Source organism: Oerskovia sp. PE-21s, assembly GCF_056158145.1.
Genome location: NZ_JBUXJM010000008.1, coordinates 186,584 through 199,707, shown reverse-complemented (window position 1 = coordinate 199,707; position 13,124 = coordinate 186,584). Strand labels below are relative to the sequence as shown.

At 74.6% G+C, this 13,124-nt stretch carries 13 protein-coding genes and 1 pseudogene; 11 read left to right on the top strand and 3 right to left on the bottom strand.

The window, feature by feature from the left end:
- Positions 1-86 precede the first annotated feature (86 nt).
- From ACZDYF_RS16090 to ACZDYF_RS16080, 3 genes are read left to right on the top strand one after another with little or no spacing between them, the layout of a single operon-like run.
- A complete protein-coding gene (locus tag ACZDYF_RS16090) occupies positions 87-1,226 on the top strand; it encodes an ABC transporter permease (protein WP_475059335.1) in 1,140 nt (379 codons plus the stop codon).
- The gene (locus ACZDYF_RS16085; RefSeq protein ID WP_475059332.1) at positions 1,223-1,933 is read left to right on the top strand and encodes an ABC transporter ATP-binding protein; all 711 of its coding nucleotides are present in this window, start codon (positions 1,223-1,225) and stop codon (positions 1,931-1,933) included. Before ACZDYF_RS16090 ends, ACZDYF_RS16085 begins: the two co-directional genes overlap by 4 nt.
- A 51-nt stretch (positions 1,934-1,984) precedes the next feature.
- Entirely contained in the window at positions 1,985-2,596 is a 612-nt protein-coding gene (locus tag ACZDYF_RS16080) for a TetR/AcrR family transcriptional regulator (RefSeq protein WP_364078798.1), read from the top strand.
- On the opposite strand, the gene ACZDYF_RS16075 is transcribed toward ACZDYF_RS16080, so the two are convergent.
- Positions 2,581-3,063 carry an Lrp/AsnC family transcriptional regulator gene (locus ACZDYF_RS16075; protein WP_191791120.1) on the bottom strand — a complete coding sequence of 161 codons (483 nt, stop codon included), beginning with the start codon at positions 3,061-3,063 and terminating at the stop codon, positions 2,581-2,583. The two genes, ACZDYF_RS16080 and ACZDYF_RS16075, sit on opposite strands and share 16 nt — an antisense overlap.
- Positions 3,064-3,253: 190 nt before the next feature.
- On the opposite strand from ACZDYF_RS16075, the gene ACZDYF_RS16070 reads away from it, so the two are divergent.
- A complete protein-coding gene (locus ACZDYF_RS16070) occupies positions 3,254-4,591 on the top strand; it encodes an NAD(P)/FAD-dependent oxidoreductase (RefSeq protein ID WP_475059323.1) in 1,338 nt (445 codons plus the stop codon).
- 55 nt (positions 4,592-4,646) lie between these two features.
- Here the strand turns inward: ACZDYF_RS16070 and ACZDYF_RS16065 are convergent, their stop codons facing one another.
- On the bottom strand, positions 4,647-5,036 hold the full coding sequence (locus ACZDYF_RS16065) for a MerR family transcriptional regulator (RefSeq protein WP_191791122.1): 390 nt from the start codon (positions 5,034-5,036) through the stop codon (positions 4,647-4,649).
- A 66-nt stretch (positions 5,037-5,102) separates the two neighbouring features.
- Here ACZDYF_RS16065 and ACZDYF_RS16060 point away from each other — a divergent pair, with 66 nt between their 5' ends.
- The 4 genes and pseudogenes from ACZDYF_RS16060 (at position 5,103) to ACZDYF_RS16045 (ending at position 9,127) form a co-directional block, all read left to right on the top strand.
- The gene (locus ACZDYF_RS16060; protein ID WP_475059312.1) at positions 5,103-6,428 is read left to right on the top strand and encodes an MFS transporter; all 1,326 of its coding nucleotides are present in this window, start codon (positions 5,103-5,105) and stop codon (positions 6,426-6,428) included.
- A 110-nt stretch (positions 6,429-6,538) separates the two neighbouring features.
- Positions 6,539-6,814 (top strand): annotated as a pseudogene (locus ACZDYF_RS16055) (MarR family winged helix-turn-helix transcriptional regulator); the annotation flags it as partial.
- 115 nt (positions 6,815-6,929) lie between these two features.
- Entirely contained in the window at positions 6,930-8,108 is a 1,179-nt protein-coding gene (locus ACZDYF_RS16050) for an RDD family protein (protein WP_475059306.1), read from the top strand.
- Between the two features lie 47 nt (positions 8,109-8,155).
- The gene (locus ACZDYF_RS16045; protein ID WP_475059303.1) at positions 8,156-9,127 is read left to right on the top strand and encodes an FUSC family protein; all 972 of its coding nucleotides are present in this window, start codon (positions 8,156-8,158) and stop codon (positions 9,125-9,127) included.
- A gap of 29 nt (positions 9,128-9,156) precedes the next feature.
- Here ACZDYF_RS16045 and ACZDYF_RS16040 read toward each other — a convergent pair whose 3' ends face one another.
- On the bottom strand, positions 9,157-10,017 hold the full coding sequence (locus ACZDYF_RS16040) for a UbiA family prenyltransferase (protein WP_475059300.1): 861 nt from the start codon (positions 10,015-10,017) through the stop codon (positions 9,157-9,159).
- 107 nt (positions 10,018-10,124) lie between these two features.
- On the opposite strand from ACZDYF_RS16040, the gene ACZDYF_RS16035 reads away from it, so the two are divergent.
- The 3 genes from ACZDYF_RS16035 to ACZDYF_RS16025 are packed head-to-tail and all read left to right on the top strand — an operon-like array spanning position 10,125 to position 12,981.
- Positions 10,125-11,267: a type III polyketide synthase gene (locus tag ACZDYF_RS16035; protein ID WP_475059297.1), complete on the top strand. Its 1,143-nt coding sequence runs from the start codon at positions 10,125-10,127 to the stop codon at positions 11,265-11,267.
- A complete protein-coding gene (locus ACZDYF_RS16030) occupies positions 11,267-11,815 on the top strand; it encodes an isoprenylcysteine carboxyl methyltransferase family protein (RefSeq protein ID WP_475059294.1) in 549 nt (182 codons plus the stop codon). Before ACZDYF_RS16035 ends, ACZDYF_RS16030 begins: the two co-directional genes overlap by 1 nt.
- The gene (locus ACZDYF_RS16025) at positions 11,812-12,981 is read left to right on the top strand and encodes an NAD(P)/FAD-dependent oxidoreductase (RefSeq protein ID WP_475059291.1); all 1,170 of its coding nucleotides are present in this window, start codon (positions 11,812-11,814) and stop codon (positions 12,979-12,981) included. Before ACZDYF_RS16030 ends, ACZDYF_RS16025 begins: the two co-directional genes overlap by 4 nt.
- Positions 12,982-13,124 lie beyond the last annotated feature (143 nt).

Sequence of the window (13,124 nt, the reverse complement as noted above, 5' to 3'; positions counted from 1 at the left end):
GACTCCGGCGAAGCAGGTTCCCGTCGCTGTGTTGGTATCCTTGCCGACACGGCGTCGGCAACTCGTGCCCGCCGGGAAGGAGCACCATGTTTCTCGCGTGGCGCGAGCTGTCGTTCGCGCGCTCACGATTCGCCCTGATGGGAGGGGTCGTCGCGCTCGTGTCCGTGCTCGTCGTCCTCCTGTCGGGCCTGTCCTCGGGACTCGTCAACGACGGTGTGTCGGGCCTCAAGAAGCTGCCCGTGACGGCCTTCGCGTTCGGCGCGGACACGTCCGTCGACTCGGCGTTCTCCCGCAGCACGGTCGACCGCGAGCAGGCCGAACGCTGGGCCGCCCGCGACGACGTCGCCGACGCAGCGCTGTTCGGCAACCAGCTCGTCAACGCCGAGGGCCCCGGCGGCGAGGCCGTCGACCTGGCACTCTTCGGCGTCGAGCCGGGGTCGTTCGTCGCTCCGTCCGCGACCGACCTGTCCGGCGGCGAGATCCTCGGGGACCCGCACGGGATCGTCGTCAGCGAGACGGTGACCGAGCTCGGTCTCGGCGTCGGGGACACGGTGACGGTCGAACGGCTGGGCACCGAGCTCACGATCGTCGGCGTGCTCGACGGTCAGCACACGTTCGGGCACGTCGACGTCGCCTACGTACCCCTGGCGACCTGGCAGGAGATCCACGCCGGCGCGAGCGACGCCGCCGAGGTTCGGCCCGAGGCGTACGACGAGGCGACCGCTGTCGCGCTCGCCGCCGTCGACGGAGCCGACCTCGACCTCGCGGCCGGTGACGCGGCCGCCGGCACCACGACGGTCTCGCTCACCGCGTCCTTCGACGGGTCGCCGGGCTACGCGGCCGAGACGCTCACTCTCAACCTCATCCAGGTGTTCCTCTACGCGATCTCGGCGCTCGTCGTCGGTGCCTTCTTCACGGTCTGGACCATCCAGCGCAAGCACGAGATCGCGGTCGCACGTGCCATGGGTGCCTCGACGTCGTACCTCGTGCGCGACGCCCTCGGCCAGGCGGCCGTCCTGCTCGTGGTGTCCACCGCGGTCGGTATGGGCGCCGGGATCGGCTTCGGGGCGCTGCTCACGTCGACCCCCATGCCGTTCGCCCTCGAAGCCGGACCGCTCGCGCTCGCTGCGGTCCTGCTCGTCGGGCTCGGCCTCGCGGGCGCCGCCGCGTCGGTGGGCCGCATCGCCCGCGTCGACCCCCTCACCGCTCTCGGAGGACAACGATGACCCGCCCAGCCCCCCAGCTCGCGACCACCCCGACGCCCACCCGCGCCGGGCTCGAGCTCGACGACGTCTTCCTGACCCTCGGCGACGGCGACTCGACAGTGACCGCGCTCGACCACGTGCACCTCACGGTCGCGCCGGGCGAGCTGCTCGCGGTCGTGGGTCCGTCCGGAGCAGGGAAGTCCAGCCTCCTGGCGGTCGCCGGGGCCCTGACCCGCCCCTCGTCGGGCACGGTCCGCATCGACGGCGCCGACGTCTCGTCGCTCACCGGGGCACACCAGGCCGCGCTGCGGCGCGAGCGGATCGGCTTCGTGTTCCAGTCCGGCAACCTCCTGCCCGCGCTGACGGCCCTCGACCAGCTGCGGTTCGCGCGGCACGTCGTCGGCGCGAAGGGCAGGGGGCGGGACCCCCTGACGCTGCTCGAGCAGGTCGGCATGGGCCACAAGGCCGACCGGCGACCGCACGAGCTCTCGGGCGGCGAGCGCCAGCGCGTCGGTATCGCCCGAGCCCTCGTCACCGCTCCCGCGCTGCTCCTCGTCGACGAGCCCACGGCGGCCCTCGACCGCGCGCGCAGCCACGAGGTCGTCCGGCTGCTCGCGGCGGAGACGCACGAGCACGGCGTCGCGACGGTCATGGTGACCCACGACCACGACGTGCTCGAGCACTGCGAGCGTGTCGTGCAGATGGAGGATGGGAGACTGAGCGCTTGATCCACGTCTCCCTGCCCCGGGCGGGGCAGGGAGACCGTCCTGAGGAGAACCGTGCCCCGCATCAGCGCCCCGACCGTCGCCGAGCACCGCGCGGCGCAGATGCGAGTGCTCCTCGATGCCGCACGGTCGATCCTGGCCGAGACGGGGCGCCCGCCCACGTTCGCAGCGCTCGCCGAGCGTGCGGGCCTCGCCCGACCGAGCGTCTACCAGTACTTCCGCTCTGCGGACGACCTGCTGCTCGCCATGGTCGAGGACGTCTTTCCACGGTGGTCCGCCACGGTCGCGCGGGCCATGGACGCGGCTCCTGACGATCGTGCCCGAGTGGTCGCCTACCTCCGCGCGAACCTCGAGCTCGTCGCCCAGGGCGAGCACGCCCTCGCGACGGCCTTGGCGACCGTCGGGCCACCGAGCGCCGTGATGGACGGCTCCCGGGCCATGCACGACGAGCTCGTGCGACCCCTCGGTGATGCGTTGCGAGCGCTCGGGAGCCGCGACGTCGAGCGTTCGGCGGAGCTGATCAACGCGATCGTGAACTCCGCGTCACGCATGATCGAGTCCGGCGCCCCCCTCGAGGACGTGTGGGGCAGCGTCGAGGAGCTCGTCTCCCCGTTCCTGGACCGCCTGGTCGAGGGACGGCACGGCGACGTTCACGGCCGCAGGTAGTCGAAGATCAGCGTCGTGCTCGTGCCCGCGACCTCCGGGCGGACGCTGAGCGTGCTCGCGACGAGGTCCCGCAGCACGGTCGAGTCGCGCACCGCGACGTGGACCATGAAGTCCCGGTCCCCCGTCACGAAGTAGATGCCCTCGACGTTGGGCAGCCCCGCGAGGTAGTCGCGGAACGCTGTGAGGCCCGACCGGGCGTGCGAGTGCAGGCGCACCGCGATGAGCGCCTGGAGGCTGCGGCCCATGGCCGCCGGGTCGATCTCGGTGCGGAAGCCCTGGATGACGCCGCGCTCCTGGAGCGAGCGGATGCGCGCGTGGCACGTCGAGGGCGCGATCCCGACGGCGTCCGCGACGGCCTTGTTGGTGGCGCGCGCGTCGGCGTCGAGGACCGCGAGGATGCGGCGGTCGGTCTCGTCGAGCACGGCCGCCTGGACCTGCGTCGACCCGGCCCGAAGATCGTTCGGCATGGTCCCCCACTCTCGTCACCCGGATGAAGATCGTTCGGCCAGACGCCCTTCTCACGAAGAACCTGTCGGCCTGCTTGAACCCTACCGAAGATCCCTCCACCATGGGGGTGAGGCGCAACCCGTCTCCCACGACCCGGCCTCAGCATCCTCGAGGCCGGGTCGACAACGTCTCAGGGCAAAGGAGCCCCCGATGACCACCCCGTCACGCACCACCCCTGGTTCCCCCGCCCCCCGCACGGCGGTCGTCGTCGGCGCAGGCATGGTGGGTCTCGCGACCGCCTGGCACCTGCAGCGGCTCGGCGTCGAGGTCACGGTCCTCGACCGCGAGGGCGTCGCCGCAGGTTCGTCGTGGGGCAACGCCGGCTGGCTCACGCCCGGCATGGCCATGCCGCTGGCCGACCCCACGCTCTGGACCTACGCCCCCAAGGCGCTGCTCGACCCGGCCGCGCCCCTGCACGTCCCGGCGCGGCTCGACCCGCGCCTGTGGTCCTTCCTGGCCCGGTTCGCGACGCACGCGACCCAGCGCGCGTGGGACCGCGCGATGGCTGCGCTCACCCCGATCGACCGGCTCGCGCTCGACGCGTTCGACGAGCTCGCCGCGCACGGCGTCGCCGCCCGCTCGACGCCCGGACCGTTCGTGATCGGCTTCGAGCACGAGAGGCAGGCCGCGCCGTTCCTCCACGAGATCACCCAGGTCGAGGCCGCGGGCCAGGTGGTCCCGCTGCGCCGCATCGACCGGCCCGACGGCGCCGCTGGCCCCTCCGGTACGCCGCACCCGGGCGAGGGCCGAGCGCCCGAGGGGACCGACGCCGTCGGGCGGCCTGCGCAGCTCACCGACCGCGTGCGCGCGGTCTACGCCCTGGAAGGCCAGCGGTTCGTCGAGCCCGGGCCGTTCGTCGGCGCGCTGGGCGACGCGGTCCGCGCGCGCGGCGGGCGCATCGTGACCGACGCGACCGTCACCGGGCTGCGTGCCCAGGAGGGGCGCGGTGTGCAGGTGCTCGTGGACGGGCAGGACCCCGTGGTCGCCGACGTCGCGGTCCTCGCGACCGGCGCGTGGCTCCCGGGGCTCGCGAAGCCGCTCGGCGTCCGCACGCTCGTGCAGGCCGGGCGAGGCTACTCGTTCACCGTGAAGACCGACGTGCCCGTCGAGCAGCCCATCTACCTGCCGGCGCGCCGCGTCGCCTGCACGCCCTACCAGGGGCGGTTCCGCATCGCGGGGACCATGGAGTTCCGCGGCCCCGACGAGCCGTTCCAGCCGCGCCGCATCGACGCGATCCTCGCGTCCGTGCGCGACCTGTTCCAGGGCGTCGACCTCGACGACCGGCACGACGAGTGGGTCGGCTCCCGGCCCGTGACCCCCGACGGGCTGCCGCTCGTCGGGGCCACGCGGGCGCCCGGCGTGTACGTCGCGGGAGGGCACGGGATGTGGGGCATCGTCCTCGGCCCCGCCACGGGCAGGCTGCTCGCCGAGCAGATCATGACCGGGACCGCGCCGCCGGAGATCAGGCCGTTCGACCCGCTGCGGTGATAGCCGCCGAGAAGTGAGCAGATGCCCCTGAATCGCTCGGATCAGGGGCATCTGCTCACTTCTCGGCGAGAGCGGCCGCCGGTGCCGCGTCCGCGCGGATGCGCTCGAGGTAGTCGGCGATCGCGTCCCGGTTCCTCGTGAGGGTGTCGATGCGCTCGGTCATCCGCCCCAGCTCGGTCTCGAGCAGCGCGATCTTGTCCGGGTAGGCGTTGTGCAGGTGGATCTCGCGGGGCTGGTTGAGGCACGGCAGCAGCTCGGCGATGATCCGGGTCGGGAAGCCGACCTCGAGCAGGCCCCGGATCTGGAGCACCCGGTCGACGAGGTGCTCGCCGTACTCGCGGTAGCCGTTCTCCTCGCGCTGCGGGGTCAGGAGGCCCTGCTCCTCGTAGTACCGGAGCAGCCGGGTGGCCGTGCCGGTGCGGCGGGACAGCTCGCCGATGCGCATGCGCTACGCCTCTCTCGCGGGTCGGACTTGACCTTCACATCCATGTCAGACATTCATGCTAACCCTATGACCACCTGCACCGCTCCGACCGAGTCGTCGACCGACGCTCCCCCGACGCTCGCGGCACCCGCCGCACCCGTACCGCCCCCGGCGCCCCACCAAGCGACCACGCACCCCGACCGGACGGGCGCACCCACGGACGCTCCGCCGTCGGGCCCGAGGTTTCCCCTGCTGCCCCTGCTCGCCCTGGCCGCGACCGGGTTCGTCACGCTCCTCACCGAGGTGCTGCCCGCGGGCGTGCTGCCCGCGCTCAGCGCCGACCTCGGGGTCTCCGCGAGCGCCGCCGGGCAGACCGTCACGGTCTTCGCGATCGGCGCGATCGTGGCCGCGATCCCCCTCAGCCGCGCCACGGCCCGCTGGCCCCGGCGCCGCCTCCTGCTCACGACGATCGCGGGGTTCGCCGTGGCCAACACCGTGACCGCCGTGTCGTCGAGCTACGCCCTCACGCTCGGCGCGCGCTTCGCGGCAGGGCTCGTCGCCGGGCTGACCTGGGCGCTCCTCGCGGGGTACGCACGGCGCCTCGCCGCGCCGGAGCAGGCCGGGCGAGCCCTCGCGATCGCGATGGGCGGCGCGCCGCTCGCGCTGGCCCTCGGCGTCCCGGCCGGGACCGCGCTGGGCGCGACCGTCGGGTGGCGCTGGGCGTTCGGCGCCATGACGATCCTCAGCCTCGGGCTGGCGGCGTGGGTGCGCTGGGGCGTGCGGGACTTCCCGGGCGAGCCGCGCGGGACGCAGGTGCCGATCGGGCGGGCGCTGCGGCTGCCCGGCGTCGCGCCGGTCGTGCTCGTGACGGGCCTGACCGTCCTCGCTTACAACGTGTTCTCGACGTACGTCGCGGTGTTCCTCGAGGACGTCGGGCTCGGTGCGCAGACCGGTGTGCTGCTCGCGGTGCTCGGCGCGACGTCGTTCGCGAGCCTCGTCGTGATCGGCGCGCTGATCGACACGCACCTGCGCATCATGACGGTCCTCGCCGCCTCGCTCCTGGGGCTCGCGGGCCTGACGCTCGCGGTCGCGGCAGGCTCCCCCGTCGCGGTCTACGCCGCGGTCGCCGCGCTGGGCTTCGCGTTCGGCGGCAGCGGGACCCTGTTCCAGACCGCGCTCGCGCGCGCCGCCGGTCCTGCGGCCGACGTCGCGCAGTCCGCGTTCGTCACCTCGTGGAACGGGGCGCTCGCGCTGGGCGGGATCGTGGGCGGCGTCGTGCTGGGGGCGGGCGGGTCCGGCGCGCTGCCGTGGGCGACGGTCGCGCTCGCGGTACCCGTCGTGGGGATCGTGCTCGGGGCGCGGCAGCATGCGTTCCCGGCGGCATCGGGCAGGAACCGGCGCGTCGAGAAGTGAGTAGATGCCCCTGATCCGCAGGGATCAGGGGCATCTACTCACTTCTCGACGGCGGGTGCCGCAGCGCAGGAGCGGCAGCTCAGCCCGCGAACTCCTCCGGGTCCGGTCCGATCCGACCGTCGGCCCGGTCGATTGCGCGCGCCGCGGCCCTGAGCAGCAGCGCCACGACGCGCCTCGTCAACCGCCTCGAGGACCGCGGCCTCCTCACACGCATCCTGTGCCAGGACGACCGCCGCGGCATCTACACCGAGCTCACCCCGCAGGGCGAACAGCTCCTGCGCCAGGCCCGCCCCACGCACGACGCGGCCCTCGAGCAGGCGCTGACCGAGGCCTGCCAGGTCGAGGAGCTCGCGCCCCTCGTCGCGGCGCTGCACGAGCTGCCCGCCGAGGCGTCGGCGAGCGCGGCCCCCGTGGGCGCGACGGCCCGAGAGCCGCTGCGCTCGGCCGCCCCCCCCGAGGGGGCCGGCTGACAACCCGCACCGAATCTGGGACCCTCGTCCCATGGGGGACCCCGCGACGACGCCTGCACCGCACGACGGTGACCATCACGAGCCTGTCCCGGCAGCGGTCGGGGCCTCGGCCGCCGCCCCCGCCTACGGCTTCGCCGAGCCCGCCGCGCACCCAGCGCCCGCCCTCCCTCCGGGCCGTGCCCCCTCCCTCCCGGACCTCACCGACCCCGACGACGCCCCGCTCTTCGGCCCGTACGCGAGCTGGTTGCGTCGCGTCGGGGCGTTCCTGCTCGACAACTCGATCCTGGCCGGGCTCATGTTCGTGGTCGTCGGCCCGGGGGTCGCGCCGAGCGCGCTCCCCGGTCTGGACAACGACGGCAGCGCGTTCGAGGGCGTGACCTGGTCCGAGAGCGCGTGGATGATCGGCGCGGTGCTCGCGATGACCCTGCTCCAGGCGTACACGGGAGCGACGCCCGGCAAGCGAGCCGTGGGGATCGTCGTCGTCGACCGGGACTCCGGGCGACCGGTCGGCTTCCTCACCACCGTCCTGCGCTGGCTCGCGCACGTCCTCGACGCGCTGTGCTTCGTCGGATGCCTGCGCCCGCTGTGGGACGCGCAGCACCGCACGTTCGCGGACAGCCTGCTGTCGACGGTCGTCGTGAGGTCGGTCGCGCCCGAGCCCCACACGTCGTTCGCGCCGTTCGTCCGACAGGACCGCAGGGGGTCGAGAGTCGTCACCGGGGCGGCGACCGTCCTGTGCGTGGCCGGGCTGCTGTACGCCTACGGCCCCACCACGACCAGCGGCGGAGGGTCGGTGTCGGTGGCCTGCACGACGTGGGAGCACGAGGACCGCCCCGACCCGGCCCGGCTCGGCGAGGCGTCGTTCAGCAGCACGACGGCGTCCGGCACGATCAGCCGCCTGGGGGTGACGCACCCCTACACGGCCGGCAGCCCAGGGTCGGAGGTCACGCTCACCTGGTACGGCGACCTCCCGGCGGGCGCGGCAGTCTCGCTCGAGGCCGTCCTCACGGGCCCGGACGGAGCCCAGCAGCTGTACGCGACCCCGCTCGACACGGGCTACACCGGCCTCGGCGCCGATCCCACGAGCCCCGGCGTGATCGAGCTCCCCGCGGACGCCCTCGGAGACGGCGGACCCGGGTGGACCTGGGCCGCCCAGATGCGCGTCGACGGCGTCGCGACCCCGAGCTGCGGCGCCGACCTCCCGTACTGAGCCGTCCCGCCGAGCCGAATCCCCCGGGCCGACCTAGCGTGTGATCCATGAGCCCCCGCAAGGTCGGTCTGGTCCTGCTGCTCGTCGCGCCCATGGTCGCGCTCATGCTCTCGCCATGGAAGCACGACGGCACGCTCGTCTACCTCGGCATGCTCCCGGCGGGCGTGGGCCTGCTCGTGGGGCGGGGCGCCGCGCTCGTCGCGGGGCCGCTCACGGCCCTGTGCATGGCGGCCGGCGTCTCGCTGAGCGACTGGCCGCTCGCAGGGGCCGTCTACATGACGGTCCTGGGCGCGTGCGTCGGCTTCTCCGCGGTCAAGGGCTGGCACGGGATCGGCGGTTTCGTGGGACCCCAGACGGCGTTCGCGCTCATCGGCGGCCCGCTCGTCGCGCTCCCCTCGGGCACCGTGAGCCCCTCGACGTCGCTCGGCGCCCTCGCGGCCATGGCCGGGTGGGTCGCGTTCGGCGGCCTGTGGACGGCGCTGATCGGTGGAGTTCTCACGCGTGGCATGCGTCTACCCGGCCCCCACCCCGTGCCCGAGCGGACCGCGACCTACTTCGGCCTGGCGCTCGCGGTCCTGGCGGGCGTCGCGACCTACGTCGCGATGGGCTGGGTCGACTCGCCCAACGCGTGGTGGCTGCTTCTCACGCTGTTCGTGGTCGTCCAACCGTACTTCGCGGCGACGCTCTCACGGACCGCGGCCAGGGTCGGCGGCACGGTCGCCGGCGCGGTGCTCGCGGGAGTCGTGGCGCACCTCCTGAGCGGGTCCCCGGCCGTGCTGTCGCTCGTGGCGCTCGTCCTGACGGGGGCCGCAGGGTGGGCGTACCTCAAGCAGCCGTACTGGGTCTTCACGCTCTTCCTGACCCCGGCGGTGATCCTGCAGACGTCGGGCGGCGAGGACGTGGTGCTCGAGGCCGACCTCGAACGCGCCCTGTTCACCGTCGCCGCGGCGGTGGTCGCGGTCGCGGTGCTCGCGGTGGGTCACCGCCTCCTCGTGTCGCGCACGCGCGCCCCGGCCTGACCGGCCGTCCGGAGGCCCGACGACGCCGCTCACCCCGGCAGCGCGACGTCGGGTCCCGCCAGCACCAGCAGCACCGCGCACACCGCCGCGACGGCCATGCTGAGCGCGAAGGGCAGCCGGCTCGTGGTCCGCCGCACGGCCACCACGCCCGCGGACACCGCGAGGGCCACCGCGACGGCCCCACCCACCCAGGCCGCGACGCTCGGCGGCCCGGGCGGGCCGAGCACCACGACCGCGACGGCCGCGACGAGCACGGTCGGGGCCAGCACGCTCGCCCGCGTCCGGCCGAGCCTGTGCGGCAGCCCGCGGATGCCGGTGGCGCGGTCGTCCTCGAGGTCGGGCAGGGTGTTGGCGACGTGGGCCCCGACGCCGAGCAGCGCGGTCGCGGTCATGGCCCAGGGGGCGGCGGCGCGGCCGGGGCCCGCGAGCACGACGAACAGCGGGAGCAGACCGAACGACACCGCGTAGGGCGCCCAGGACCACACGGTCGACTTGAGCCACGCGTTGTAGGACCACGCGCTCGCGACGGCCACGAGATGCACCAGCCCTGCGACGATCCCGGTCGCGAGCGACAGCACCACGCACAGCCCTGCGGCGACCAGCGCGGCGGCGTGCACCTGCCGGGTCGTGACGAGGCCCGCGACGACGGGCTTGTCGGTGCGCTGCACCGCGACGTCGCGCCGGGCGTCGAGCCAGTCGTTGGACCACCCGACCGAGAGCTGACCGGTGAGGACCGCGGCCGTGACGAGCGCCGTCGGGCCGGGGCCCGAGCCCACGCCTGCCGCGAAGAAGCCCGCGAGGACCGTGACCACGACCGTGGGGCCCGCATGGCTCGCGAGAGCGAGCCCCCGCGCCGTCGCCAGGGCCGTCTCCCTCGTCGTCCTCGTCACCGCACCGCCGTCCCCGCCCGTCTCTGCCGTCCCCGCCGTCGTGGAGGTCCTCGACCATCCGACGCTAGCAACGCGCGGCCTGCGCGTCGCCGTGACACGATGCGGGAATGTCGCGGTTGCTCGCGGTCGGACCGGCACTGCCGGGCGTCGCACATCCCCAGAGCGAGATCACGGACACGATCGGGCCCCTGCTGACCCCGTCGCCCGCCAAGCGCGCCGTCCTCCGGCGGCTGCACGAGGCGAGCGGGGTGCGGACCCGCCACACGGCCCTGGCCCTCGACGAGTACGCCGGGCTCACGTCGTTCGGGGTCGCGAACGACCACTTCATCCGCGTCGGCACGGACCTCGCCGACGAGGCGTGCCGCACCGCGCTCGATGCCGCGGGGGTCGCGCCGGAGGAGGTCGACTTCCTGCTCTTCACCTCGGTGACCGGGATCGCGGCGCCCTCGATCGACGCACAGCTCGTGACGCGCCTGGGTCTGCGGACCGACGTCAAGCGGCTGCCGTCGTTCGGGCTGGGCTGCGTCGCGGGAGCCGCGGGCATCGCGCGCGTGCACGACTACCTGGCCGGGCACCCGCAGGACGTGGCCCTGCTGGTCTCGGTCGAGCTGTGCTCGTTGACGCTCCAGCACGGCGACGACTCCATGGCGAACCTCGTCTCGACGGGCCTGTTCGGCGACGGCGCGGCCGCGGTCGTGATGGTCGGCGACGCGCACCCGGCGGGCCTCGCGCCGGGGCGGCCGGACGGCGCCCCCCGCGGCGTCGAGGTCGTCGACACGCGCAGCCGCCTGTACCCCGAGACCGCCGACCACCTCGGCTGGACGATCCGCGACAGCGGGTTCGGGATCGTGCTGTCCGCGGGCCTGCCCGAGGTCGTCGCGGCGCACCTCGCGGGCGACGTGAAGTCGCTGCTCGCCGAGCACGACCTCGTGACCGAGGACGTCGGGACGTGGGTCGTGCACGCGGGCGGGCCGCGCATCCTCGACGTCGTGCGCGACTCCCTGAGCCTCGACGAGGCCGACCTGCGTCTCAGCCGGGAGTCGCTCGCCGCCGTCGGGAACCTGTCCTCGTCGTCGGTGCTGCACGTGCTCGCCGCCACGCTCGCAGGACGCGGGCAGACCCCGCCCGCGCGGCGCCCCCCGACGCCGCGCGCCACGGGCCCGCAGCACGGGGTCCTCATGGCGTTCGGCCCGGGCGTGAGCGCCGAGCTCGTGCTGCTGCGCCTGCCCGCGTCGCCGCTGGAGGGTTGATGCTCGTCTTCTTCTACGTCGTGGTCGGGGCGACCGCGCTCGAACGGCTCGCCGAGCTCGTGGTCTCGGCGCGCAACGCGAGGTGGTCGTTCGAGCGCGGCGGCATCGAGACCGGGCGAGGCCACTTCCCCGCGATGGTCGCCCTGCACACAGGCCTGCTCGTCGCGTGCGTCGTGGAGGTCAACGTCGCGGACCGGCCGTTCATCCCGTGGGTCGGGTGGCCCGCGCTCGTGCTCGTGGTCGCGAGCCAGGCGCTGCGATGGTGGTGCATCAGCTCGCTCGGGCCCCGGTGGAACACGCGCGTGATCGTGGTCCCCGGGCTGCCGTGGGTCGACCGCGGACCATACCGCTGGATCGCGCAGCACCCCGGTCAGCGCTGGTTCCGGCACCCCAACTACGTCGCCGTGGTCGTCGAGGGGTTCGCCCTGCCGCTCGTCCACTCGTGCTGGACGACCGCGCTCGTCTTCACGGTCCTCAACGCCGTGCTGCTGCTGCGGTTCCGGCTCCCCGCCGAGGAGCGCGCGCTCGACGCGCTCCCCCGCACGTGACCGACACCGACGTCCTGGTCGTGGGCGGCGGGCCGGTCGGGCTGGCCGCCGCGATCGAGGCGCGGCTCGCGGGGTACGACGTCGTCGTGGTCGAACCGCGCACAGGTCCTGTGGACAAGGCGTGCGGCGAGGGCCTCATGCCGGGCGCGCTGCGGGCGCTCCAGGCCCTCGACGTCGATCCTGACGGCCACGTGCTGCGCGGCATCAGCTACCGCGACGCGCACCGGCACGCCGACCACCTCTTCACGGCGGGGCAGGGCCGGGGCGTTCGGCGGACCACGCTGCACGCCGCGCTCGCCGAGCGCGCGGCCGCGCTCGGGGCCGCGACCGTGACCGGCCGGGTCGAGCGGATCGACCAGACCGACGCCGAGGTGTCGGCCGCGGGGATCAGCGCCCGCTGGCTGCTCGGCTGCGACGGGCTGCACTCGACCGTGCGGCGCCTCGCCGGGCTCGAGATCGGGGCCGACGCGCCAGCGCACGAGTCGCTCCTGGCGCGCAGCCGCCACGGTGCCGAGGGCGCCGACGTCGCGGCGGACCCGGGCGTGGACGTGGCGCCGCACGCCGCACGCATCCCCACCGAGCTCGGCGGCACCGCACCGCCCGTACGCCCCGGCCCGGACCCGCGGCGCCGCTTCGGCCTGCGCCGCCACTTCCGCGTGCCCGCGTGGACGGACCTGGTCGAGGTCCACTGGGGCGACCACGTCGAGGCGTACGTGACGCCCGTGGCGCGCGACGTCGTCGGGATCGCGATGCTCGGCCCCACCGGGACGCACTTCGACGACGCCCTCGCGGGCTTCGACGAGCTGCGCGAGCAGCTGCGGGACGCCGAACCGCTGGGCCCGGTGCGCGGCGCGGGGCCCCTGCGCCAACGCTCCCGACGGCGCAGCACCGGCCGGGTGCGCCTCGTCGGGGACGCGTCGGGGTACGTGGACGCCCTGACGGGCGAAGGGCTGCGGGTCGGGCTCGCGCAGGCGAGCGCCGCCGTCGGGCACCTGGACGACGCGGACGCCTACGAGCGCGACTGGTCGCGCGTCACGCGCGACTACCGCGTGCTGACCTCCGGCCTCGTCGCGTGGGCGACCTCGCCCGCGCGCCGGGCGATCGTGCCGCTCGCGGCGCACGCCCCCTGGCTCTACGGGAGGGTCGTGGAACGGCTCGCTCGCTGACCCGCTGGACGGCGCCGTGAGAACTTCTCGGACCCGTATCCGCGGACCGTCGCCAGGGGCTACGATCAGCGACGGCGACGCGAGCCCCTGCCCGCGTCGCCACCCCAGCGAGACAACGCCCCTGACCGGCCGTCGGCCGGTCA

What these genes read in the sequence shown, in the direction of transcription:
- ACZDYF_RS16090 (WP_475059335.1), top strand. Translation starts at nt 87, where the DNA reads ATGTTTCTCGCGTGGCGCGAGCTGTCGTTCGCGCGCTCACGATTCGCC.
- ACZDYF_RS16085 (WP_475059332.1), top strand. Translation starts at nt 1,223, where the DNA reads ATGACCCGCCCAGCCCCCCAGCTCGCGACCACCCCGACGCCCACCCGC.
- ACZDYF_RS16075 (WP_191791120.1), bottom strand. Translation starts at nt 3,063, where the DNA reads ATGCCGAACGATCTTCGGGCCGGGTCGACGCAGGTCCAGGCGGCCGTG.
- ACZDYF_RS16070 (WP_475059323.1), top strand. Translation starts at nt 3,254, where the DNA reads ATGACCACCCCGTCACGCACCACCCCTGGTTCCCCCGCCCCCCGCACG.
- ACZDYF_RS16065 (WP_191791122.1), bottom strand. Translation starts at nt 5,036, where the DNA reads ATGCGCATCGGCGAGCTGTCCCGCCGCACCGGCACGGCCACCCGGCTG.
- ACZDYF_RS16060 (WP_475059312.1), top strand. Translation starts at nt 5,103, where the DNA reads ATGACCACCTGCACCGCTCCGACCGAGTCGTCGACCGACGCTCCCCCG.
- ACZDYF_RS16050 (WP_475059306.1), top strand. Translation starts at nt 6,930, where the DNA reads ATGGGGGACCCCGCGACGACGCCTGCACCGCACGACGGTGACCATCAC.
- ACZDYF_RS16045 (WP_475059303.1), top strand. Translation starts at nt 8,156, where the DNA reads ATGAGCCCCCGCAAGGTCGGTCTGGTCCTGCTGCTCGTCGCGCCCATG.
- ACZDYF_RS16035 (WP_475059297.1), top strand. Translation starts at nt 10,125, where the DNA reads ATGTCGCGGTTGCTCGCGGTCGGACCGGCACTGCCGGGCGTCGCACAT.
- ACZDYF_RS16030 (WP_475059294.1), top strand. Translation starts at nt 11,267, where the DNA reads ATGCTCGTCTTCTTCTACGTCGTGGTCGGGGCGACCGCGCTCGAACGG.